This is a genomic window from Psychrobacter sp. bablab_jr014 (assembly GCF_016464015.1).
In the GTDB taxonomy this organism is placed as follows: Bacteria; Pseudomonadota; Gammaproteobacteria; order Pseudomonadales; family Moraxellaceae; genus Psychrobacter.
Map to the genome: position 1 here is coordinate 1 of NZ_JACDXT010000012.1, position 21,123 is coordinate 21,123.

At 48.3% G+C, this 21,123-nt stretch carries 18 protein-coding genes; 7 read left to right on the forward strand and 11 right to left on the reverse strand.

The window, feature by feature from the left end; translation table 11 throughout:
* Nucleotides 1-227 precede the first annotated feature (227 nt).
* Nucleotides 228-617 (reverse strand): outer membrane protein assembly factor BamE, encoded by a 390-nt coding sequence (locus JIE71_RS03375; RefSeq protein ID WP_228284532.1) that lies wholly within the window; start codon nucleotides 615-617, stop codon nucleotides 228-230.
* Between the two features lie 273 nt (nucleotides 618-890).
* On the opposite strand from JIE71_RS03375, the gene fur reads away from it, so the two are divergent.
* Complete coding sequence (fur, locus tag JIE71_RS03380) at nucleotides 891-1,322, forward strand: ferric iron uptake transcriptional regulator (RefSeq protein ID WP_199507328.1); 432 nt, start codon at nucleotides 891-893, stop codon at nucleotides 1,320-1,322.
* A gap of 86 nt (nucleotides 1,323-1,408) precedes the next feature.
* Here the strand turns inward: fur and JIE71_RS03385 are convergent, their stop codons facing one another.
* Both JIE71_RS03385 and JIE71_RS03390 read right to left on the reverse strand, forming a co-directional pair.
* Nucleotides 1,409-2,530: a PilT/PilU family type 4a pilus ATPase gene (locus tag JIE71_RS03385; RefSeq protein ID WP_199507329.1), complete on the reverse strand. Its 1,122-nt coding sequence runs from the start codon at nucleotides 2,528-2,530 to the stop codon at nucleotides 1,409-1,411.
* A gap of 154 nt (nucleotides 2,531-2,684) precedes the next feature.
* Entirely contained in the window at nucleotides 2,685-3,740 is a 1,056-nt protein-coding gene (locus JIE71_RS03390) for a type IV pilus twitching motility protein PilT (RefSeq protein ID WP_199507330.1), read from the reverse strand.
* 250 nt (nucleotides 3,741-3,990) lie between these two features.
* Here JIE71_RS03390 and JIE71_RS03395 point away from each other — a divergent pair, with 250 nt between their 5' ends.
* Nucleotides 3,991-4,680 carry a YggS family pyridoxal phosphate-dependent enzyme gene (locus tag JIE71_RS03395; protein ID WP_199507331.1) on the forward strand — a complete coding sequence of 230 codons (690 nt, stop codon included), beginning with the start codon at nucleotides 3,991-3,993 and terminating at the stop codon, nucleotides 4,678-4,680.
* Between the two features lie 9 nt (nucleotides 4,681-4,689).
* On the opposite strand, the gene JIE71_RS03400 is transcribed toward JIE71_RS03395, so the two are convergent.
* Nucleotides 4,690-5,964, reverse strand: coding sequence for a hemolysin family protein (locus tag JIE71_RS03400; protein ID WP_199507332.1), 1,275 nt, complete (start codon nucleotides 5,962-5,964; stop codon nucleotides 4,690-4,692).
* Nucleotides 5,965-6,374: 410 nt separating this feature from the next.
* Nucleotides 6,375-8,036, reverse strand: a complete 1,662-nt coding sequence (locus JIE71_RS03405) for an NAD+ synthase (RefSeq protein ID WP_199507333.1) — start codon at nucleotides 8,034-8,036, stop codon at nucleotides 6,375-6,377.
* 539 nt (nucleotides 8,037-8,575) lie between these two features.
* Between JIE71_RS03405 and JIE71_RS03410 the strand changes: the two genes are divergently transcribed.
* The 3 genes from JIE71_RS03410 (at nucleotide 8,576) to epmA (ending at nucleotide 12,138) form a co-directional block, all read left to right on the forward strand.
* A complete protein-coding gene (locus tag JIE71_RS03410; protein WP_199507334.1) occupies nucleotides 8,576-9,745 on the forward strand; it encodes an AI-2E family transporter in 1,170 nt (389 codons plus the stop codon).
* A 146-nt stretch (nucleotides 9,746-9,891) separates the two neighbouring features.
* Nucleotides 9,892-11,022: a 4-phosphoerythronate dehydrogenase gene (locus tag JIE71_RS03415; RefSeq protein ID WP_199507335.1), complete on the forward strand. Its 1,131-nt coding sequence runs from the start codon at nucleotides 9,892-9,894 to the stop codon at nucleotides 11,020-11,022.
* Between the two features lie 75 nt (nucleotides 11,023-11,097).
* Nucleotides 11,098-12,138, forward strand: coding sequence for an EF-P lysine aminoacylase EpmA (gene epmA, locus JIE71_RS03420; protein ID WP_416232003.1), 1,041 nt, complete (start codon nucleotides 11,098-11,100; stop codon nucleotides 12,136-12,138).
* Nucleotides 12,139-12,162: 24 nt separating this feature from the next.
* Here the strand turns inward: epmA and JIE71_RS03425 are convergent, their stop codons facing one another.
* The 6 genes from JIE71_RS03425 to JIE71_RS03450 form a co-directional block, all read right to left on the reverse strand.
* Nucleotides 12,163-12,801, reverse strand: coding sequence for an NAD(P)-binding oxidoreductase (locus JIE71_RS03425; protein WP_199507336.1), 639 nt, complete (start codon nucleotides 12,799-12,801; stop codon nucleotides 12,163-12,165).
* 237 nt (nucleotides 12,802-13,038) lie between these two features.
* A complete protein-coding gene (locus tag JIE71_RS03430) occupies nucleotides 13,039-13,491 on the reverse strand; it encodes a YaiI/YqxD family protein (protein WP_199507337.1) in 453 nt (150 codons plus the stop codon).
* Nucleotides 13,491-14,708, reverse strand: coding sequence for a 5-(carboxyamino)imidazole ribonucleotide synthase (locus JIE71_RS03435; RefSeq protein WP_206767389.1), 1,218 nt, complete (start codon nucleotides 14,706-14,708; stop codon nucleotides 13,491-13,493). Before JIE71_RS03435 ends, JIE71_RS03430 begins: the two co-directional genes overlap by 1 nt.
* Before the next feature lie 227 nt (nucleotides 14,709-14,935).
* Nucleotides 14,936-15,478, reverse strand: coding sequence for a 5-(carboxyamino)imidazole ribonucleotide mutase (gene purE, locus JIE71_RS03440; protein ID WP_199507338.1), 543 nt, complete (start codon nucleotides 15,476-15,478; stop codon nucleotides 14,936-14,938).
* 55 nt (nucleotides 15,479-15,533) lie between these two features.
* The gene (locus JIE71_RS03445; RefSeq protein ID WP_199507339.1) at nucleotides 15,534-16,484 is read right to left on the reverse strand and encodes a metallophosphoesterase; all 951 of its coding nucleotides are present in this window, start codon (nucleotides 16,482-16,484) and stop codon (nucleotides 15,534-15,536) included.
* Nucleotides 16,485-16,541: 57 nt separating this feature from the next.
* The gene (locus tag JIE71_RS03450) at nucleotides 16,542-17,150 is read right to left on the reverse strand and encodes a rhomboid family intramembrane serine protease (protein WP_199507340.1); all 609 of its coding nucleotides are present in this window, start codon (nucleotides 17,148-17,150) and stop codon (nucleotides 16,542-16,544) included.
* Nucleotides 17,151-17,497: 347 nt separating this feature from the next.
* Between JIE71_RS03450 and JIE71_RS03455 the strand changes: the two genes are divergently transcribed.
* Both JIE71_RS03455 and JIE71_RS03460 read left to right on the forward strand, forming a co-directional pair.
* Nucleotides 17,498-19,012 (forward strand): hypothetical protein, encoded by a 1,515-nt coding sequence (locus JIE71_RS03455; RefSeq protein WP_199507341.1) that lies wholly within the window; start codon nucleotides 17,498-17,500, stop codon nucleotides 19,010-19,012.
* 321 nt (nucleotides 19,013-19,333) lie between these two features.
* A complete protein-coding gene (locus tag JIE71_RS03460) occupies nucleotides 19,334-20,911 on the forward strand; it encodes an OmpA family protein (protein WP_199507424.1) in 1,578 nt (525 codons plus the stop codon).
* Nucleotides 20,912-21,123: the final 212 nt, after the last annotated feature.

The following is a 21,123-nucleotide window of genomic DNA, read 5'->3' on the forward strand; positions in this document are numbered from 1 at the left end:
AAATGGGCTAAAAATGGCTAAATCTTTGGCAAACGGTGTCAAATAGCTGGCCAATATCTTGATATTACCTGCGCTATTTTCCTTGTTTGCCTTTAATTTATCTCATTTTTATCACCATTTTTAAAATAGGGACACGCCCTAAAATGATGAATGATAGGCACCAGTCTGATTTTGGACTGGTGCAATCGAGCTTAATGTAATGTAGGGCGTTATACAGCTGCGGTCATTTATTGTGGCAACGTCTCAAGGCCATCGATACGCGTGACGATACCATTGGCATCAAAATAGACAGACAGATGCTGGCTGGCATTGAGGATATCAGCTTTGCCCGAGCGTTTGCCTTCGGTGCCCGCACGGTAATCATAAATGTAATCCCAGCGATTGGGCGCAAGGGTGTCTTTGATGGCGGGGCTGCCTAAGATATAGAGTACCTGATTTTGATTCATACCCACGCGCAGTTTATTGGCTTGAGTCTGCGTGATGGGTGTGCCTTGTGGCAGGTCAATCTTATACACGCTGAGCAGTGAACAGCCAGATAAGGTAACGGTCGCACTCAAAGCAGCGGTGAGCGCAAGATGTCGAACAGTGCGGTAGGTGGGACGTAACGTAAATGGCATTTGCATGATAAGACTCACAAAAAATGAAAATGGTACAGTCGGACGTCAGTGTCCGTCTTACTGAGAATCACTGACAGATGATACGTTATTTACTGCCTATTGCCTACCATTTACCACATTTTTACCACAGCACCGTTAATATACGTTATGATTTATCCTAGTATTTATCAGCAGGTATTTAATTCTAAAGAATGACCTGCTGGCAATAATCATAATCAAATCATATTTTTATTCACCTAACGTTATCAGACGTTTACTGTCGTAAGGGATATTATGGCTTTTACCAACCAAGATTTAAGAAAAGCAGGTTTAAAAGTAACCTTGCCGCGTATCAAGATTTTAGAGCTGCTTGAGCAGGCTGAAAACCATCATATGAGCGCTGAAGAAGTGTATAAATCACTGATTGACCAAGGCGAGGATGTGGGCTTGGCGACCGTATATCGCGTGTTGACTCAGTTTGAGCAAGCAGGTATCGTTGAGCGCCATAATTTTGAGAACAATCTATCGGTCTTTGAGATCACTCAAGATGAGCATCATGACCACTTGGTGTGTGATGTGTGCGGCAAAATTATCGAATTTCATAACGACATCATCGAAGAAGAGCAGCTGAAAGTGGCGGCCGAGTATGGTTTTAAACTCTCAGGTCATTCATTGGTGCTTTATGGCATTTGTAACAATCAAGCGTGCCGTGATAGCGCCAAATAACGCGTGACAGTATTTTTAAACAGCACACAAAAAAACAGCGTCTTTGGGCGCTGTTTTTTTATAAAAATAAGATTAAAACTACAATATCAGCTGATGTCTAAAGACAAACGGTCTGCGCCTTCGTCCAAATTGCCTTCTTTATGCTTACTATTAAGCTTAATCTGCAAGCGCAAATCATTGGGCGAGTCAGCATGAGTAATGGCATCTTGATACGTAATTTCGCCGTTTTCGTATAAATCAAACAATGCTTGGTCAAAGGTCTGCATGCCGCTATCGCGTGAGCGCGTCATGACCGCCTTAATCTCATGTACCTCACCTTTACGGATATAGTCACCAATCAGCTGCGAGTTGAGCAAAATTTCAATAGCAGCGCGGCGGCTCTTGCCATCTGGCGTCGGAATTAATTGCTGCGCAATCACAGCCTGTAAGTTTAAGGACAAGTCCATAAACAGCTGGCTGTGGCGGTCGGCTTCAAAAAAGTGAATGATACGGTCAATCGCTTGGTTGGCATTGTTAGCGTGCAAGGTTGCAAACACCAAATGGCCTGTCTCAGCATATTGAATGGCGTAACTCATGACTTCACGGTTACGAATCTCACCAATCAAAATCACATCTGGCGCTTGGCGTAGGGTATTTTTTAGTCCTGCTTCAAACGATAAGGTATCAATGCCTACTTCGCGCTGGGTAACGATGCAGCCTTTATGTTTGTGTACAAATTCAATCGGGTCTTCGATGGTAATGATATGACCGTGTGAGTGTTGATTGCGATAACCAATCATTGAGGCGAGGGTGGTGGATTTACCTGTACCTGTCGCGCCGACCAACAAAATGATGCCGCGCTTTTTCATTGCCAACTCTTTTAGGATGGGTGGCAAACGCAGCTCTTCTACTGTTGGGATTTTATTTTCAATTTTACGCAGAATCATGCCCGCCATATCGCGCTGCATAAAGGCACTGACGCGAAAACGCGCCGTTTGCGCGCGGTCTGAGATGGCAAATTGGCACTCATTGGTGGTTTCAAATTCTTTACGTTGATCTTTGGTCATGATGCTTTTGACCAGTGCCATGCTCTGATCAGCGCTCAAGGGCACTTTACCAACAGGCAAAATCTGCCCGTTGACCTTCATAGAAGGCGCGACATCGGCAGTGATAAATAAATCAGAGCCGTTCTTTTTAATCATCAGTTGCAATAGCTTATCAAATTCCATAACGCACCTACCTATATCCCTATCTGTCTTTAAAGCGTCTTACTTCTGTGCTTGCTGTCCTACTGGCGATGGAGTCATCTTTTTTATATCCGTCGCTGTCTTAGTGGTTCACGGTTCATCGTTAATCAGCTATGGGTCTTGCTTGTTTTTACTATTATAAAAAGGCATCAGGCTGCTTGGCGTAAGGACGTGCCGAGTCTTTACTGATGGTGCCTTTTGCGACCAGATTTTTTAGGGTTTGATCAAGGGTAATCATACCGTCACCTGCACCCGTCTGAATGGCGGAGTACATTTGCGCGATTTTATTTTCACGAATCAGGTTACGAATCGCTGGCGTGCCCAGCATGATTTCGTGGGCAGCGACACGGCCGCCCGTTTGGCGTTTTAATAGTGTCTGTGAGACAACAGCTTGTAGGGATTCTGAAAGCATGGCGCGAATCATATCTTTTTCTGCAGCAGGAAATACGTCAATCACACGGTCAATCGTCTTAGCAGCCGAACTGGTGTGCAGTGTGCCAAAGACCAAGTGTCCTGTTTCTGCGGCAGTGAGGGCCAAGCGGATGGTCTCAAGGTCACGCATCTCACCGACCAAAATCACGTCAGGGTCTTCACGCAGTGCCGAGCGCAGTGCAGGTTCAAAGCCCAAGGTGTGACGGTGAACTTCGCGCTGGTTAATCAGGCTTTTTTTGGATTCGTGGACGAATTCAATGGGGTCTTCGATGGTTAAGATGTGCTCTTTACGCGTTTCGTTAATATAGTTAATCATCGCCGCAAGGCTGGTCGATTTGCCCGAGCCTGTCGGACCTGTGACCAAAACCACACCACGTTTAAATTCAGAGATACGCTTGAACACATCACCCATGCCTAAGTCTTCCATAGTTAAGACTTTGGAAGGAATGGTACGAAAGACCGCGCCTGCGCCACGGTTTTGGTTAAAGGCGTTGACACGAAAACGGGCAAGGTTGGGAATCTCAAACGAAAAGTCGGTCTCAAAAAATTCTTCAAAGTCCGCACGCTGTTTATCATTCATGATATCGTAAATCAGCTGGTGCACGACCTTGTGGCTCATGGTGGGCATATTGATACGCGTCATCTCGCCGTCCACACGAATCATCGCAGGCATCCCAGCAGAGATGTGTAAATCTGAGGCATTATGCTTAACCGTAAAGCGCAGCAAATCTTCGATACTTAACGTGCTTTTTTCAGACATGATTAAACATTCCTTTGAGCCTAAATAACTTGAGCTTAAACGACTGACAGTGACTTATACATCATAAGTCATTCATGCAGTCGTAACAAAATTTGAGTGCTGTGTTTGTGTCTATATAATAACAAAACCTGTACAATTCGACTATCAATGATAGGAATTAAATACAAAAACGAAGCGCGGTGCAAGTGCTATCGCACTGTATGGTATTTTTAAGCGATAATTAAATACTTTTAAGAAAAAGAGAGGCGTAATGAGCACATCTTTAATAAAGCGCTGGCAACAGACCTTAGCGTCAATGAAACAGGCCGAAGCGCAACATCAAGTGTCGCAGCCTGTGACATTGCTTGCGGTCTCTAAAACCAAACCAAGCGAGATGATACGTGAGCTGGCAGTCGCAGGGCAGCGTGATTTTGGGGAAAACTACCTACAAGAGGCTTTAGAGAAAATAACGGCATTACAAGATTTAAAGGCAAAAGGCGTGATAACGTGGCACTACATCGGTCACATTCAGCGCAATAAGACCCGCGATATTGCTGAGCATTTTGATTGGGTGCAAACGCTGGAGCGTGACATTATCGCCAAGCGGTTAAACGAGCAGCGCCCAGATGCGCTGCCACCGCTGCAAGTGTTGATACAGGTCAATATTGATGATGAAGACAGCAAATCAGGCTGCACACCTGAAGCGTTGCCTGAGCTGGTTACTTTGATAAAGGATTATGAGCGCTTAACTTTGCGCGGCTTGATGATTATCCCAGCGACCGACAGTACGGACGCTTTTGTGCGTACGCAAGTGCTATTTAATGAGATACAAGCGCGTCATCATGAGCTGACAAACTGGGATACGCTGAGCATGGGTATGAGTGGCGATATGGCAGCAGCAATCGCGCATGGCTCGACCATGGTGCGGGTCGGCAGCGCGATTTTTGGTGCCCGTGATTAGGAACGTGCGTTAGTCAACGTCCTCAAATTTGGTCACCAGCAATTGATTGATTTTTAAATGGTTGGTGGCCAAAATCTCAAACCGATAATTGGCGTGCTCAATGGTGTCGGTCTTTTTGGGGATTTTGCGCAGCATAAACATCATAAAGCCGCTGATGGTTTCATAATTTTGACTGTGCGGCAGATCCACAATGCCAAGGGCGCGCACCACATCTTCAATCGGTGTCATGCCATCAATCAGCCATGAGTTGTCCGTACGCTGTACAATCAGCTGATCCTCTAAAGTCACCAGCTCACCCATCACAATGCTCATCACGTCTTTGAGCGTAATCACCCCAACCACCAGTGCATATTCATTCACAATAACGGCAAAATCTGCCCCTGTCGATTTAAAGGTCTCTAATACCTCAAACAGCGACAAGGTATCGGGAATAAACAGCGCAGGCTTTAATAGTGACTTGTCTGTGACGCCGACTTGTTGTTTCTCAAGCACCGCCGCCAAAAAGCTACGCGATTCCACATAACCGATAATCTGTTCAAGATCGTCATCATTACACACCAAAAACTTATTGTGCGGCTGGCGAATCATCACCTCGACCACTTCATCGGCGCTGACGTGCGTATCAAAATAAACAATATGCTCGCGTGGGTTCATGACGGAGGTGACGGTACGTTCTTGCATCTCAAAGATATTCTCAATCAAATGATGCTCTTGCTGCTTTAATATGCCTGCCTCTGCGCCTGCGTCCATCACCGCATAAATGTCCTCAGAGGTCATGTCATCTTGGCGCACGGTTGAAATGCCCAGTATTTTAAAAATCAAATTGGCCGCGCCATCGAACACCCAAATCAAGGGTTTTAATATAAAAATCAGAAAAATCATTGGGCGCACGACTTTGACCGCAATGGGTTCTGAATTGGACATGCCCACGCGTTTGGGCATCAAGTCGGCAAACAGCACAAACAAGCTGGTCACAATGGCAAAAGACACGATGGATGAGAGCGCCTCATGCCCCAAAAGCTGCTGCAAATAAGGACTGATGGCCGACTCACCGATGGCCCCTGCCAAAATTGCAATCGCATTTAGCGCAACCTGCACCACCGTAATAAAGCTGCCTGGGTACTCCTGCATCTTTAGCACGTCTAAGGCGCGTACATCGCCTTCTTTAGCCATCACTTGTAGCTTAATCTTGCGCGAGGAGGCAAGCGCCAGCTCGGAGCTGGAAACAAGGGCACTTAAGGCGATAAGAAGAAAGATAAACAGACTGGCAGTTAGCAGGCTCATGAGATACTCAAGAAAAGATAAAGTAGGGGTTGATAAGTGAAAGAAACGTTATCAACATGCGGCCTTGATAACGGCGCATGGCAATAGTGACCATAGAGTGCAGGACAATGCAGCACAGATATCAACAATGACAGAAACGTGTTGCTATAGAAGTAGGGCCGTCATAAACGTCCGTTAATTATCGTAAGCGCATTGACATACATTAAAAAGACAGATACAGAAAAAGGGACGCAGGGCATGGCGAGCACACGCTGCGTTGGTATAGAGAAAGAAGAATAAGGCGCCTATTATACCCCAATTGACAGAAAGACACCTACACCAAAAAAAGCTGAGGCATCCCCCAGCTTTGTGTTTATTATACCGATAATCAAGCAGCGGCTATGATGCGCAAACCCGCTGCTGATTGACTGTTAGCCTTTGATAGACCACTTATTAACGAGGGGATAACGACGCTCACGACCAAAGGCGCGATGGCTGATTTTGGTGCCAATAGGCGATTGCAAGCGTTTGTATTCGTTGTTATCGACCATCTTGATGGTTTTGGCGACCATCTCAGCATCAAAGCCTTTATCAACGATGTCTTGGTAGCTTGAATCTTCATCAATATACAAGCTCAAGATACCGTCCAATACGTCGTAATCAGGCAAGCTGTCTTGGTCTTTTTGGTCAGGACGCAGCTCGGCTGATGGTGGACGGGTGATGACGCGCTCAGGAATCACAGGCGTGTCTTCTAGGCGATTGCGATAGTTGGCTAGGGCATACACTTGCGTTTTGTACACGTCTTTTAAGACGTCAAAGCCGCCCGCCATATCGCCGTATAGCGTTGAGTAGCCGACCGCCAATTCAGATTTGTTGCCTGTGGTGATGACCAAGTGACCAAATTTATTAGACAAGGCCATCAAAATTACACCGCGCGCACGCGCTTGAATGTTCTCTTCGGTTGTATCGGCTGGCGATTCGCTAAACAGCGGCGCGAGCGTATGACGAATGCCTTCGACCGCATCAAAAATCGGGCACACGGTATATGAGACATTGAGGCGGCGCGCTTGCGCTTGGGCGTCTTCTAGGCTGATTTGTGAGGTGTACTCATAAGGCATCATGACGGCATACACCTTGTCGGCACCAAGTGCATCAACGGCGACGCATAAGGTCAATGCCGAATCAATACCCCCTGAGAGGCCAACAATCACGCCTTTAAAGCCTGAATGGTTGACATAATCACGCAGACCGACGACGAGCGCTTGGTACATCTCTGATTCGGTACTTAGTGATAACGGCGCTTTAACTTGCGTATCAAACTGATGCGCCTTAACATCAAGGCGGGCAAGCAGTAAATGATTTAAAAAACGCGGTGCTTCGTGCGCGATGCTGCCATCTGCCTGTACTACCAGTGAGCCACCATCAAACACCAAGTCGTCTTGGCCGCCGACCGAGTTGACATACACAATCGGCAGTTGATGCTCGCGACTGCGTTTGGCCAATACGGCTTTACGCGCTTCTTGTTTGTCTGTTTCAAACGGTGAGGCGTTGAGGCTGACCACCATATCCGCGCCTTGTTCTTTAAGCGCTTTGATGGGTTCTTCTAGCCATAAATCTTCGCAAATCAGCAAACCAATCGTAATGCCTTTATAGTCGAACAAGACTTGGTTGCGCCCTTTATCAAAGTAACGACGCTCATCGAACACGCCATAGTTGGGCAGTGACTGCTTATGATAAAAACCTTTTTGCTGACCGTTGTACAAAATCGCCGCTGAGTTAAACGTGCCATGATGGTCAACGTGCGGGTAACCGACAATCATCACGATATCGTCAATGTCGCTTAAAGAGGCAAGCGCACTTTTGACGCGGCCTGATAAGCTCGGACGCAGCAGTAAGTCTTGGGGAGGGTAACCTAAAAGCGCCAGCTCAGGAAACACAATCACATCCGCGCCTTGCTCACGTGCTTTTAGCGCCAAATCGCGCATCTTTTCAGTATTGGCACTGATATCACCGACCAAAAAATGCGCTTGCGCCAACGCAAAGGTCACGCTACTAGGCGTTGCTGGGCTTACGGTCTCGGGGTCTTTTGCCATTGTTATTGTTCCTATCAAATATCATCAACATCGAGTATATGCGCACGCAGGCAATCGCCATGGCGCATTGTTGTGTAAAAATTATTCCAAAACTATCACAAAGCGGCGTCAGATGACACAAGTCATCGTGTTATCACCGTATAAATAGGTTTATGACAGCGAGGTGTCGGCAGTATTGCCTAGTACTATGTATTTAAAATGTAAATTCGTGCGTTTAGTATATCATCAATTATTAAGGTCACGGGCACGCTGTGTTTTTTTGCCCATTATTCTTACTTATGTGTTTGCTTTTGTAGAACGCGCTCTATTTTAGGGTGAGTCACGCCCATGATAAATGACGTACGCAAAATTGTAAGTAAAAGTTACAACATAGCATTATATATTTATCTTGGCTTATTGCATAATAAGTGGCTTGACTATGCGGCGTCAGCTGAGCCTTGTTTAGGACAAACAAGCTTTAATGTCGCTTGCGGTGCGGTATTTTTTTAAAGTAAGCAAAGGCACATGGGCTTTTGCTGTCAGTATCTGGTTGGTACGCTATGATTGAAAACTGGACCAAAGAATTTGTTATTCAGCGTCTGCTTGCGATTACGTTATTGGTTGTGCTGTTTATTCTGTGTTTTCAGGTGGTGCGCTTTTTTATCGTGCCTGCCATTTGGGCGGCCATTTTGGCGTACGTTACCTTTCCTATTTATACCTTCTTTTATCAAAAAGTACATCTAAGTCAAGATTTTAGTGCAGGCATCATGACGGTGATTGTCTCGCTATCTATTGGTGTGCCCTTAGTCATCGGTCTCTTTATTTTGCAGCAAGAAGCGCTCAGTCTGTACAGCAATTTGATTTATCGCGTCAAAGTCGGCTATCTAGACGTACCTGAATATTTTAAAAATCTGCCAGTCGTCGGTCAGCAAATCAAAGATGTGTTGTGGAGCATCAATAAAGACCCAGAAGGCGCGCTTGAGGCGTTTCGCGCATGGGTACAGTCGCATCTGTATTACGGAAAAGTGGCCTTTGATGTGGCATTTAGTGGCCTTGCCAAAGCAGGTATGGCACTGATGACGCTGTTTTTCTTTTACCGTGATGGCACCAGTCTTATCCGTCAAGTTCGCCAAGCGCTGCGCAATATTATTGGCAATCGTATTGATGGCTATATTGATTCGGTGGGTACGACCACCCGTGCGGTGGTATACGGTATTGGTTTGACGGCGCTGGCGCAAGCACTGCTCGCAGGCATTGGCTACTATTTTTCTGGTGCGCCCAATCCCATTTTATTGACACTTGTGACCTTTGTGGTCGCGCTGATTCCCTTTGGTACACCATTTGCGTGGGCAGGGGTGTCTATTTGGCTGCTCAGTCAAGGACAGACCACAGAAGGTCTGGGGCTGGCGCTGTGGGGCATTTTAGTCATCAGTTGGGTGGACAATTTGATTCGTCCGATTGTGATTAGTGGCGCGACCAAGATTCCGTTTATCATTATCTTTATTGGGGTGCTGGGCGGCTTAACGGCGTTTGGTTTTGTGGGTTTATTTATTGGGCCTGTGGTGCTCGCGATTGCGCTTGCCGTATGGCGCGAATGGATATCGCAGCACAAAAGCGATTTATTCGCCGCGCAAACGGAAGCAGACGCGCATGCCAGTGCGGCACTCTTTCCTGCTGCCAGCTATGCCACTACCGAGGAAGGGCGAGAAGATAATGCAGACAAAAAATAAATTCGCTATCATGGCGTTATAAACCAGCCAAATCAAATATGGCGTGTTAACCACAGCAGACTGTCAATCGTCAAAAGGCACCGTGTTGTGCCTTTTTCACGTTTTGCGCCATTCATTATCCAAATACTTATAACAAGAAGCCAACCATGTCTGATACCCTCGCTGCTAACACCAACACGCAAAAGCCCCACACGCTGACCATCGTTGCCGACAGCAATATTGCCAGTCTCAATGATTTTTTTAATGCGCATAATCTTGCAGGCGCGGCAGAGAGCGTGGAGATTGTTACCTGTGCAGGGCGTGAGATTACCGCCGATTTTTTGGCAACTACCCAGCCTGATGTGCTGCTGGTGCGCTCGGTCACGCCTGTCAATGAAGCGCTTTTGGCGAATAATAACAGCGTGCGCTTTGTCGGCTCAGCGACCATCGGCACCGACCATATCGACCAAGCGTATCTAAAAGCGCGTGGTATCGCCTTTGCCAATGCCGCAGGCTGTAGCAAGCATTCAGTGGCGCAATATGTGCTGACGGCAGCCTTTACCTTGCGCCCTGAATATTGGCATAGCGCGCCGACACTCGGCATCATCGGGCTGGGTAATATCGGTAGTACGCTTGCCTTATATGCCAAAGATTTGGGCTGGCAGGTCTTGGGTTACGACCCGTTATTGCCCGCATCTGATGTCAATAACAGCACGCTCGATGAGGTGCTACAAAGCAGCAGTATTATCAGCTTGCATGTGCCATTGACGAGCGCGCAGCAAAGCGACTATCCGACCGAGCATCTGATTGATGCCAAAGCGCTGGCAAAGATGCCCAAAGATACGTTGCTGATTAACAGCGCCCGTGGTCCTGTGATTGCTGAGGCGGACTTGCTCACAAACATTGCTAAGACTAAGCGCCAAGTGGTGCTCGACGTGTTCGAGCATGAGCCAAGCATTGCCGCCGAGACGCTGGACGCGCTCAGCATCGCCACTATGCATATCGCAGGCTATACGCTGGAAGGAAAACTGCGCGGTACGCAGATGATATATGACGCGCTGTGTCAGACGCTTGGCTTGCCGATTGTGCAAAGTATCGAGCCGCTGTTGCCCGCCAATCCGTACCACTGGGCAGCGCTAAAAGATGCGCCACAGCTGCTGCCTGAGTTTTATGACATCATGCAAGACGATGTCGCCTTACGGGCAGTGGTGACAGAAGGGCAGGTGCAGGGAAAAGACTTCGATGGCTTGCGCCGTAACTATCCGCTACGCCGTGAGTGGGCGTTTATGGCGTCCTAAGACGCTTATTCAAACCCAATACATTTAAACCTTTGATAACCTTTGTTTATTGCCCGTGATAAAAAGACACTGCCCATGACCGCAACCGACACCCAAAATAGCAAAAATCAAAACGCCGATGCCGATACTATGCCCAGCTATGCGCCCACACAATCGCTGGCAATGGCGCAAAAACGTGCGGCGATGATGGCGCAGATACGCCAGTTTTTTGCGGCGCGGGATGTGCTAGAGGTGCAAACGCCGCTACTATCCAACGCGGGCAATACCGATACGTTTTTGCAATCGGTGGGCGCGGCGGTGACGTATCAAGACAAGCCGCAGACCTATTATTTGCACACCTCGCCTGAGTTTGCGATGAAGCGGCTGCTCGCCAGCTGGCGCGTGCCCATGTATCAGATTTGCCCTGTGTTTCGTAATAATGAAATCGGCTCGCGCCACAATATCGAATTTACCATGCTTGAGTGGTATCGCCCGCAGTATGATTTGGACGCGCTGGCGGATGAGCTGACCGCGCTGTTGAGTACGCTATACGGTCGCGCCGTTAGCGTTCAGCGTTATCGTTATATTGATGCGTTTATGGACACCTTGCAGATTCACCCACTGACCGCAAGCGTACAAGCGCTAGAAAACTGCGCCAAAAATTTGGGACTGACGGGGTTTGATTTTAATCAATCGGGGATGGACAGTGAGGACGTGCGCCAAAGCTGGCTGGATTTATTATTCAGTCACGCCATTGAGCCGCATCTTGGTCATGATATGCCGACGTTAATCATCGACTATCCGCCTGCAACGGCAGCCCTCGCAAAAACGGCAAAGGACGCCGATGGCAATACGGTTGCCAAGCGTTTTGAGCTGTACATTAACGGTATTGAGATTGCCAATGCTTATGATGAGCTAGCAGATGGTGAGGCGTTGCGTCAGCGTTTTGAGCGCGATAATTTGCTGCGGGTGCAGCACGACCTGCCTGTCATGCCAATAGATACGCACTTACTCGCTGCGTGCGATGATTTGCCGCCTTGTAGCGGTATTGCGGTAGGGATTGACCGCTTGCTGATGGTGCTTGCAAGCGCAAAAAGCTTACAAGCTGTCATCAGTTTTCCAAGCGGTCTGGCGTAATGCTTACTTTGCTTTTATGGTTGATTAGACAATACCAATCGCTTGCTTAATCGGTGTTTTGCCATTTTGCATGGCGAACACTTGCTTATAGGTGTTTTCAGCAGTCAGTACGCCTGCCAATGTTTCTGCCACATCGCTAATGGTGTTGCTGCCCGCTTCATCACTGTTAATATCAATCTGATGCGTTGGCGCGTCTTCGGTTAACGAACCAGGCTGCACGATGGTGTAGTCCAAGTTGGTACGGTGAATCAAGAAGTCATCCGCGTAATGCTTGGCGATGTAATAATCGGACAAGGCTTGTACCGATGGCGCATCCCATTTTGAAGTATCAAGCGAATAGACCGCGCTTAGCATGATATAGCGTGAGATCCCTTTGACTTCTGCCACCTGCATGGTTTTGACTGCGCCATGCAAATCAACTGCCAACACGTCCTTGCCGCCCGAGCCTGCGGTAAAATAAACCGCATCAAAGTCTTCAGTAATCTGTGCTTCAATCTCTTCATTGCTCGCGGATAAATCCAAATCCAGCTGGGTGTAGTTGTTATTATCAAACAGCGTGTCTTTATCGCGCGCGGTACCCGTCACTTTATGTCCCGCGTCCAATAGCTGCTCGGTCAGTTTCTGACCCACGCGTCCACTTGCACCAATGACTAAAATATTCATAATCGTTTCCTTTTTATTGTGTATAAGTTGATGTTCTTAAAATCGACCTATAGCGTAACAAGCGCATGCCGTTTATACAGTGATGATGTGTAGGCGCGCTTTAACGGTTCGATATATTATGTAGTGGATTTGCAAACATGCTGTTTCTTATATCTTGATAAGCAGCATAAAAACAAAAAACCGCCATCTATCGACAGCGGTTGTGTTATACCAAATAGCGAGACTGCGTTAACTGCGTTAAGGTCGCACCAAACGGTTTAAGCCATCGGCAAAGGCTTTTTTGTCACGCTCGCCGTAAGGCTTTTGCGTACTCATCTCACCAAGCTCTAGCACGCCTGTGCCGCGCATGGTGTCCATAAAATCGCGCATGTTCAGCTTTTGCTTGATGTTGCGCACGTCATAGACAACGCCGTGCGTGGTCAGTACCTGCCCGCCTTTTTCAATGACGTCATTGGCAAGCGGGATGTCATTGGTAATCACCAAGTCTTTAGGCTCGACATGCTCAGCGATGTAATCATCTGCCTTGTCGAAGCCCTGCGGAACGACGTGCATGGCGATGATGGGCGATTTACGCAGTTTGATGGCTTGATTGGCGACAAAGATGGTTTCAACTTGCGTGCGCTCGGCGGTTTTAATTAATAGCGCTTTAGCAATCGCAGGTACGGCATCGGCATCGACCCAGACGCGCATTATTTTTTGCTCTCGCTTTGTTTTTTATCGAGACCGACTTTGTTCGGTAGTATGTTGACCAGCTGACCAAGTGCCGTTTCTAGGTCGGTCACGTCATTGGGCATCAAGGTGATGTGCGCGATTTTACGTTCAGCGCGCTCAGATTTGTGGTAGCTGTGGTAGTGCGCGCCGTCGATACTGAGCACGTCACTGATGCTTGGGTATTCGCCCAGCACATTGACCATAATCGAAGGGTGTACATTGTCGGTATCGCCGAGCGGCAAATCAACCACCGCGCGGATATGGTTTTCAAATTGGCTGGTCACCGCGCCTTCGATGCTCCAGTGTCCTGAATTGTGCACCCGTGGGGCGATTTCGTTGGCAAGTAGGCGGTCGTGTCCGCGCGCGTCTTTACTGACGAACAGTTCTAGCGCCATCACGCCCACGTAGTCTAGATGGTTCATGATGGTGGTAATGGCTTGCTTTGCTTGACCAAACAGCTGGCTCGTGCCTACCGCAGGCGCGTTCGTCTTAGCAAGGATACCTTGGTGATGATGGTTTTCGACCAAGTCGTAGCAGCGAATCTGTCCATCTTGAGCACGGGCAGCGATGATAGACACTTCGCGGCTAAAGTGAATAAAACCTTCGGCAATCAAGGGCGCGGGCGTCTGAGTTAGGCTGCCTTTGCCGCTGACTGCGTCTTTGAGCGCTTGCCATGCTGGGGTAATGTCGCTGGTCTCTTTGATGACGTATTGACCTTTGCCATCATAACCGCCGCGGCTGGTTTTGAGCACAATCGGTAAGCCCAATTTTTGGCAGGCAGCGTCTAATTCTGCTTTACTGCTGACCGATTCAAACGGCACGGTAGCGATGTCTAAATCATTAAACATCTGCTTTTCTTTTAAGCGGTCTTGCGCCACTTCAAGGGCGATGGGCGGCGGAAACATGCCTTTTTTCTGCCCTTGTTTGGACAAGGCTGAGAGCTTTTGTACCGTATCGGTCGGGGTGTTTTCAAACTCAAGGGTAAACACATCGGCGGCGCTGATAAAATCATCAAGCTGCTCGCTGCTATAGACCGCACCGTAAAGGCTGGCGGGGCAGTCGGTATTGTCTTCTAAAAACACACAGCGATAACCGAGCGGCAAAGCGGCTTGCGCCAGCATCATACCGAGCTGACCACCGCCTAAAATCCCGATGGTATGAATGGTTTGGGTGGTTGGATAAGCGTTGGAGGTCATGATTGCCCTTTTGTTCAATAACGTATGGTAAATAAAGTTAGTTGTACTGTGGTAAAAGTCATCATCATAAAAATATGGGTTTTAGCAAGCGGGGATGCTAAAAAACAGAAAAAGGTGCAGCGTATGCACCTTTTTTTAGTTAGGTCGTGACACTCATTGATAAAGTTGCCACACCTTAGTAAAACCTATCTAAAAACAAATAGCAAGTCAAGAATGGCTGCAAGCTATTAAGGGTTAATAATGCCAGGGGTTGGGCTGGCTAAAATGGTTTCGGTTTGTGTTTGACGCATGGTGTCAAGCTTGGCAGCGATGTCGTCATCATGAAGCGCGAGCATTTGAATGGCAAGCAGCGCCGCGTTATATGCGCCCGCCGTACCGATAGCCAGCGTACCGACCGCCACACCTTTTGGCATCTGTACGATGGACAATAGGCTGTCCCAACCACTTAGCATAGATGACTTTACAGGCACACCGAGGACAGGTAGCGGCGTTTGGCTGGCGCACATACCTGGCAGATGCGCGGCGCCACCTGCGCCCGCGATGATGATTTGTAAGCCGTTGCCTTTGGCGCTTTTGGCATACTCAAACAAGCGATCAGGCGTGCGGTGGGCCGAGACCACTTCGCATTCAAAAGCAATGCCAAAATCTGCCAGCAGCTGAGCGGCGGCGCTCATGGTCGCCCAATCGGACTGTGAACCCATGATGATGCCGACTTTGGCTTGACCATCTGGAGAAGGGATAGGGGCAGGTTGTGCGGCGGCTGTACTCATGAGGCAATATCCTAAAAATAGACCATCATACAAAAGTTTTACCTATGCCGTAAAGTCAAGTTTGCCCGTGGTCATGCTGAATAAAATTATCAGCATGTAGCGGCAGTGGCGCCTCGGTATCCAGCTGATAGCAGGTCAAATAACCGCTGTCCGCTGCGGCAGAATAGTCAGTACAAATCACTTGGCTGCTGAGTGGCACAGGCGCACCCGTCAGCCAGTAATGCCCGACGAACACAGGCTTGTCAGTATGCAGCGCAAAATCAATATTACACGCCATCGCATCCGCTGGAATTTGCGCCAGCTCATGTTTGGGTGCCCGCGCAATCTCGTGGATGCTGCGCGCGTGTAAATCATCGAGCCACCAGCGCACACGCACACGTTTACGCGCCGTGCCTTCTTTATCGACCATCGTGATGCCATCAGGTAGTGGCGCTTCGACACCTTTGAGCACCCGTTCAAGGGCATCGTATTCAGGCGAATCTTCCTCGGAGGTCGCGACCAGCGCTTGATAGGTCAAGGTGTTTTTTGCGGTTAAGAGTGGCTGTAGCACCGCCATACTGCGCATATCCCAGCAGGCATGGACAAAGCAGCCGTATTCGGTCTCAAGCCATAGCGGCAATTCATACAGGCGCGCCAACCAATAATGATGCTCCCAAGAGCCAATGGGCGCTTCGTTTAAAAATGCCTCGTGCTGGCGAATATGCGCATCCGAGTGCGAGCGCAGATAGCGCGTGCTATCCTCAGGATGCGGCGTGGCAAAGGCTAAGGCATTGTATTCATGGTTGCCCATGACAGCATCAGCGACGCCTGCGTCTATCATCGCAAACACAACTTCAAGGGTCGCAAGCTGCGCTGATCCGCGGTCAATCAAATCACCAATAAACAGTGCCCGATGTCCGCTTGGCGGCGCAAAATACGTACCATTGTGTACATAGCCGAGCTGCTTAAGTAAGCCTATCAGCTTGTGCGCATTGCCATGAATATCGCCAATCACATCTACAATCATAAATTATCAGTCATCTAAAATTATAAGTCATCAAAAGTATTGAGAACGCACAACGCCCTAGCCAAACGGATTTAATAAAGAAGCAAAAAAGTGCGGCAAAATCTGCGGACGCAAAATAATGGTCGCCACCACACCGAACGCGCCGCCCCACAAATGTGCCATGTGATTGATACGCGAGCCGCCGCGTTTATCGGCATAAATGCTATACGCCACATACGCCACCGCAAATACAATCGCAGGAATTGGCAGAATGGCAAACAGATAAATGCTCTCCCACGGTGCAATTAAGATAAATGCAAACAAGACCGCGGAGACACCGCCTGACGCGCCAAGGCTCAGATAGCTGGCGTTGTCTTTGTTTTTAATGTAGCTTGGAATCATCGCGGCCACAATAGCGAGTACATAAAACAGCACAAAACCGTAGCCAAAAACAAAGGGACGGTACAGTCCTTCAATCACGCGACCAAAAAAGTACAGCGTAAACATATTAAACAACAAATGCATACTATCGGCATGAATAAAGCCATGCGTGACAAAGCGATCCCATTGCCCGCGCGTCACCGCTGGCGGGTAGAAAATCAAACGATTGAGTAAGGTTTTGTTTTGCCAAGCGGCGATGCTGACAATCACGGTAATAATAATGATAAGTGTGGTGTGATTTAACAAAAGAGATGTCCTTAGTCCATAAATCAGCGCCCGCTACAGACCCTGTTTATTATCATTGACGACACAGCTTTGTGCTTGATAGTAGCGAACAATTATCTTAGTTATTTTTGTCGTTAGCCTCAGTTGATATCCTGTATCCTTTACATACCCATACAAATTAACCGTCATGAAGCGGGTTTGAAATAGATTACTATAAGACATTAACAACGCGCTTACTTATCACAAAAGCGAAGACAGCGTAAGAATAACAATCACAATCACTACCCAGCGGTCGCCCTGCTGCCAAGATTGGCGCGGATATTACAGCGTACTGCAAGGATTACACCAGTATTGGTTAAGGACGCCTTATGAGCCTCATCGATCGACTCAATCAAACGGTCACGCCCGCCATCTTAGGCACGACTGCGACTAAGGCGCAGACCGATGTATTGGAGCAGTTTTACGCTATTTTAATCACCCGTTTGGCGCAGCCTGAGATTCATGCGCAGCTGCTCGCTGATACTGCAGCTGCCAGTGGCGCACCGATTTTGTTTGAGCAATTGTGGCAACAGCCAGACCAGCGCGCATTATTAATTCAAGAACTGGCTGAAGCGCATCATGTCGATGCCAAGAGCACCGCGCAACTGCTCATCAGCGCTGCGCATTTGGGCTATCAAGAGTTAAAAAGTCAAGCCCAAGACGTGCATTTACCTACTTATCTAGAGCCTGAGACCGCCAATGTTCGAGCTTATTTGCCCGCATGGAGCGCCAGCGTCCTCGCACCGACGGTAGCGGTAGTCAATCAAGACCCAACACGCGCACCGACCGCCTATGTGTATGACAACCAGCCCTTACCTAATGCCACCGTACCAACAGGGCAGGCGATGAATAACCCCGATGTTCCTGTGATTGTGGATAAGGACACGCCCATCGCTGATGAAGTGGTGAGCAGCGCCATCCACGCCAGCCCGCTGGCTCACCGAGGCTCTGAAGCGCGCGCTGCTGTACGTGAGCGTAACCAGCGTAGTGACTTGATGATACGCTTAGGGCTGCTCGCTGCGGCACTTATTGCACTTGGTTTGCTGTGGGCGTTTGTGTATAACGATGCGCCTGAAGAAGTGGCCGCACCTGTCGTTGCCGCTAAGCCTGCGCCGCCGCCCCCTGCTGAACCTGTTGATTTGACGCCTGCTGAAGTCATGGTCAGTGTCGACGACGCGGGTAATCTATACAGCTGTACCGCGACTGTAGGCGATACCAATTTACAAGAGCGTCTCATGCAGGCAGTGACCAGCAGTTTTAGTACCCAGTCCAATCTGTGTAATGTGACTGTACAAGAAGGCTTTGCTACCGAGCTTGAGAACATCAATGCCTCGACCTTGCCAGAAGTGTTTAACGTCATGCGTAACACACCGTTTTCGCGCTTAACCATTCAAAATGGTAATGTCTCTATCGAAGCGCCTGACAATGTGCAGCTGCAACAGCTAACAGGCAATGTGCAAACCTTATGGCCTGCTGCGACCATTACGCCTGTCGCACCGACTGCTGCCGTCGCGCCACCACCGAACACGTATGATGAGACTTATAATAACGCCAGTTATAACACCATGCCAAGCAACAACATGCCCAATGCCAGCGCGCCCATTACCACCAGTAATAATATGATGACTAATGTGCCGCAGCAAAACCAGCAAACACCAACCGTAAATAGTGGCGCACCGCAAAGCAATACCACAGGCATCAATATGCCGCAGCAAAGCAGCCAACCTGTCACCCCGCAAAACCAAAACAACAATTCGGGCAATTTGTCGCCAGAAGAAGTCGATGATTTAGCAAACAGCAGCTTCCGTGTCGATCCTGTCACCATTAACAACACCGCGCAGTAAATAGGCTCTAAGTGCCGTGATAGCAAAGCCAGTAAACTCTATCACGGCACGTTTTGCCTTATTAACAAACAACAGCATTTATACAACACCCATGTACTGACGTATTCTATTGCTCAGCCTTATAATAAGAATTTTCGCATTCTAGCCGCCACGTATTTATCATGTGGACACCACACTTTAAAAGCGCTGTGGTCACGACAAATAAAAGCAAAATGACAATGACCACTATGAGCTGCCGTAAAACTGTTGGCTATCGTAAAAGAGACGTACGGCATTGTGTGCAAGGATAGGTTGACGCTATTATTTTAAGGAGAATTTTTGATGGACATTATCAGTCATTTAACCCGTACCGTGACCCCTGCGGTCATCCATGACGACATTCATACTCATGAACACGCCAATATGCTTGAGGCATTTTATGCCATTTTTGCAGCGCGTTTGGCAAATGAGGGCACCTACAACAATCTCGCCCGTGACAATATTGCTGCTGATGATGGCTCGTTGTTAAGCAAGGTTTGGACGGATGACGCCCAAAAAGAACAACTTACCGCTGAGCTGGCAAGTCATCACCACTTAGAAAAAGATGAGACCCGTGCGCTTATTACAGCGGCTGCGCCTTTGGCGTATCACGAGCTGCACAGCTTAGCAGGTGCGACGCCTTTACCTGAATTTTTGCACAACAACCACAGCCGCTATGAGCCGCACATTCCGCTATGGGCCAGTGCTTTGTTGCCCGCAGCAACCGTTGCTACTGTACACGATGCCGAGCCTGTTGCCGCGACACCAGTTGGCAACGACAACGCCAAAGAAGGCAGTTTTATGAAGGCGCTATTGCCGATTGTGGGTTTGATTATTTTAAGTGCTTTGGCGTGGGCATTGTTAAAGGGGTGTCAGACCGATCCTGAGCCTGTCGGTATGCCAATGCAAGATGAACAAAGTGCTGAGGTGGCTTCAAACGGGACGGATAATACGGCGAATACAAACGATACATCCGCTGCTATGGCCAGTCCTGCACCTGCCTCACTACGTATTGCCACAGGCACAAACAGCAGCTTGTATGCTTGCCGTATCAATGTGGGAGATGCTGCCTTACAATCGCAGATTATCAATGCAGTAAGCCGTGTATTTAGCGATGATGTTAATAAATGCCAAGCAGACGTGGATGATTATTATGCGATGGACATGCCAGCGATAGAGCAGCTCACCTCTGTCTTGCCCATTATCAAAAGCGTACCCAATGCCAGTATGCTCATCGAAGGCGATACCATTACCATCAACGCACCCGACCAAGCAGCATTGGAAAAAATGCTGGCTGACGTTCAGTCTGTTGCTCCAGCGATGCGTATCATCGCCGCGCCGCCGCTTGATGTAGATACCGCAGTCGCCGAGAGTATTGATGCCAGTGGTAATGCGCTGGATAATCTGAGCGAGCCACCCAATCCCCTTGACGTAGCGCGCGCGCTGAGCATGCAGGTGATTAACTTTGAAGTCGATAAAGCCGAGATTCCTGATGCCAACAAACCGCTACTTGACCGTGCGGTGGCCTTAATGCAGCAAGTACCCACCATGAGTCTGATGATTATCGGGCATACCGATAAACAAGCCTCAGCAAGCTACAATATGCAGCTGTCAGAAAAGCGCGCACAAGCGGTTAAGGACTACATGGTCGCCCAAGGTGCCGATGCCAGCCGTCTGATGACCAAAGGCATGGGTGAGACCGATCCTGTGGCTGATAATGCCACAGAGCAAGGACGCTTCCGCAATCGCCGTATTGAATTTACCGTTTACGACTCGGCCATGAGCGAAGGCAACGGCATTAGCCTAACTGCAGGCGACAGCGGTGACATTGATATGCAAAATAACAGTTTGAACGACACGGAAAATACGAGCGCGCAGTAATTTTACATATTTGAATAAGTAAAAACAGTTAGGTAGCAAGAATCGCCAATAAGTTGAAAATTATTGGCGGTTTTTTTATGAGTAGTAGGGCGATGGTATTTATTATCATATCGGTTTACGCGCTTGCTACTGTTGATACCGTTAAGCCTTTTTTATAAGTAAACAGGATATAAAGCCATCATTTATAAAAGTCATTTTTATAAACAAAAATT

What these genes read in the sequence shown, in the direction of transcription:
- JIE71_RS03415 (WP_199507335.1), top strand. Translation starts at nt 9,892, where the DNA reads ATGTCTGATACCCTCGCTGCTAACACCAACACGCAAAAGCCCCACACG.
- JIE71_RS03405 (WP_199507333.1), bottom strand. Translation starts at nt 8,036, where the DNA reads ATGGCAAAAGACCCCGAGACCGTAAGCCCAGCAACGCCTAGTAGCGTG.
- JIE71_RS03400 (WP_199507332.1), bottom strand. Translation starts at nt 5,964, where the DNA reads ATGAGCCTGCTAACTGCCAGTCTGTTTATCTTTCTTCTTATCGCCTTA.
- JIE71_RS03445 (WP_199507339.1), bottom strand. Translation starts at nt 16,484, where the DNA reads ATGATTGTAGATGTGATTGGCGATATTCATGGCAATGCGCACAAGCTG.
- JIE71_RS03385 (WP_199507329.1), bottom strand. Translation starts at nt 2,530, where the DNA reads ATGGAATTTGATAAGCTATTGCAACTGATGATTAAAAAGAACGGCTCT.
- JIE71_RS03425 (WP_199507336.1), bottom strand. Translation starts at nt 12,801, where the DNA reads ATGAATATTTTAGTCATTGGTGCAAGTGGACGCGTGGGTCAGAAACTG.
- JIE71_RS03460 (WP_199507424.1), top strand. Translation starts at nt 19,334, where the DNA reads ATGGACATTATCAGTCATTTAACCCGTACCGTGACCCCTGCGGTCATC.
- epmA (WP_416232003.1), top strand. Translation starts at nt 11,098, where the DNA reads ATGACCGCAACCGACACCCAAAATAGCAAAAATCAAAACGCCGATGCC.
- fur (WP_199507328.1), top strand. Translation starts at nt 891, where the DNA reads ATGGCTTTTACCAACCAAGATTTAAGAAAAGCAGGTTTAAAAGTAACC.
- JIE71_RS03435 (WP_206767389.1), bottom strand. Translation starts at nt 14,708, where the DNA reads ATGACCTCCAACGCTTATCCAACCACCCAAACCATTCATACCATCGGG.
- JIE71_RS03390 (WP_199507330.1), bottom strand. Translation starts at nt 3,740, where the DNA reads ATGTCTGAAAAAAGCACGTTAAGTATCGAAGATTTGCTGCGCTTTACG.
- JIE71_RS03430 (WP_199507337.1), bottom strand. Translation starts at nt 13,491, where the DNA reads ATGCGCGTCTGGGTCGATGCCGATGCCGTACCTGCGATTGCTAAAGCG.
- JIE71_RS03375 (WP_228284532.1), bottom strand. Translation starts at nt 617, where the DNA reads ATGCCATTTACGTTACGTCCCACCTACCGCACTGTTCGACATCTTGCG.
- JIE71_RS03455 (WP_199507341.1), top strand. Translation starts at nt 17,498, where the DNA reads ATGAGCCTCATCGATCGACTCAATCAAACGGTCACGCCCGCCATCTTA.
- JIE71_RS03395 (WP_199507331.1), top strand. Translation starts at nt 3,991, where the DNA reads ATGAGCACATCTTTAATAAAGCGCTGGCAACAGACCTTAGCGTCAATG.
- JIE71_RS03410 (WP_199507334.1), top strand. Translation starts at nt 8,576, where the DNA reads ATGATTGAAAACTGGACCAAAGAATTTGTTATTCAGCGTCTGCTTGCG.
- purE (WP_199507338.1), bottom strand. Translation starts at nt 15,478, where the DNA reads ATGAGTACAGCCGCCGCACAACCTGCCCCTATCCCTTCTCCAGATGGT.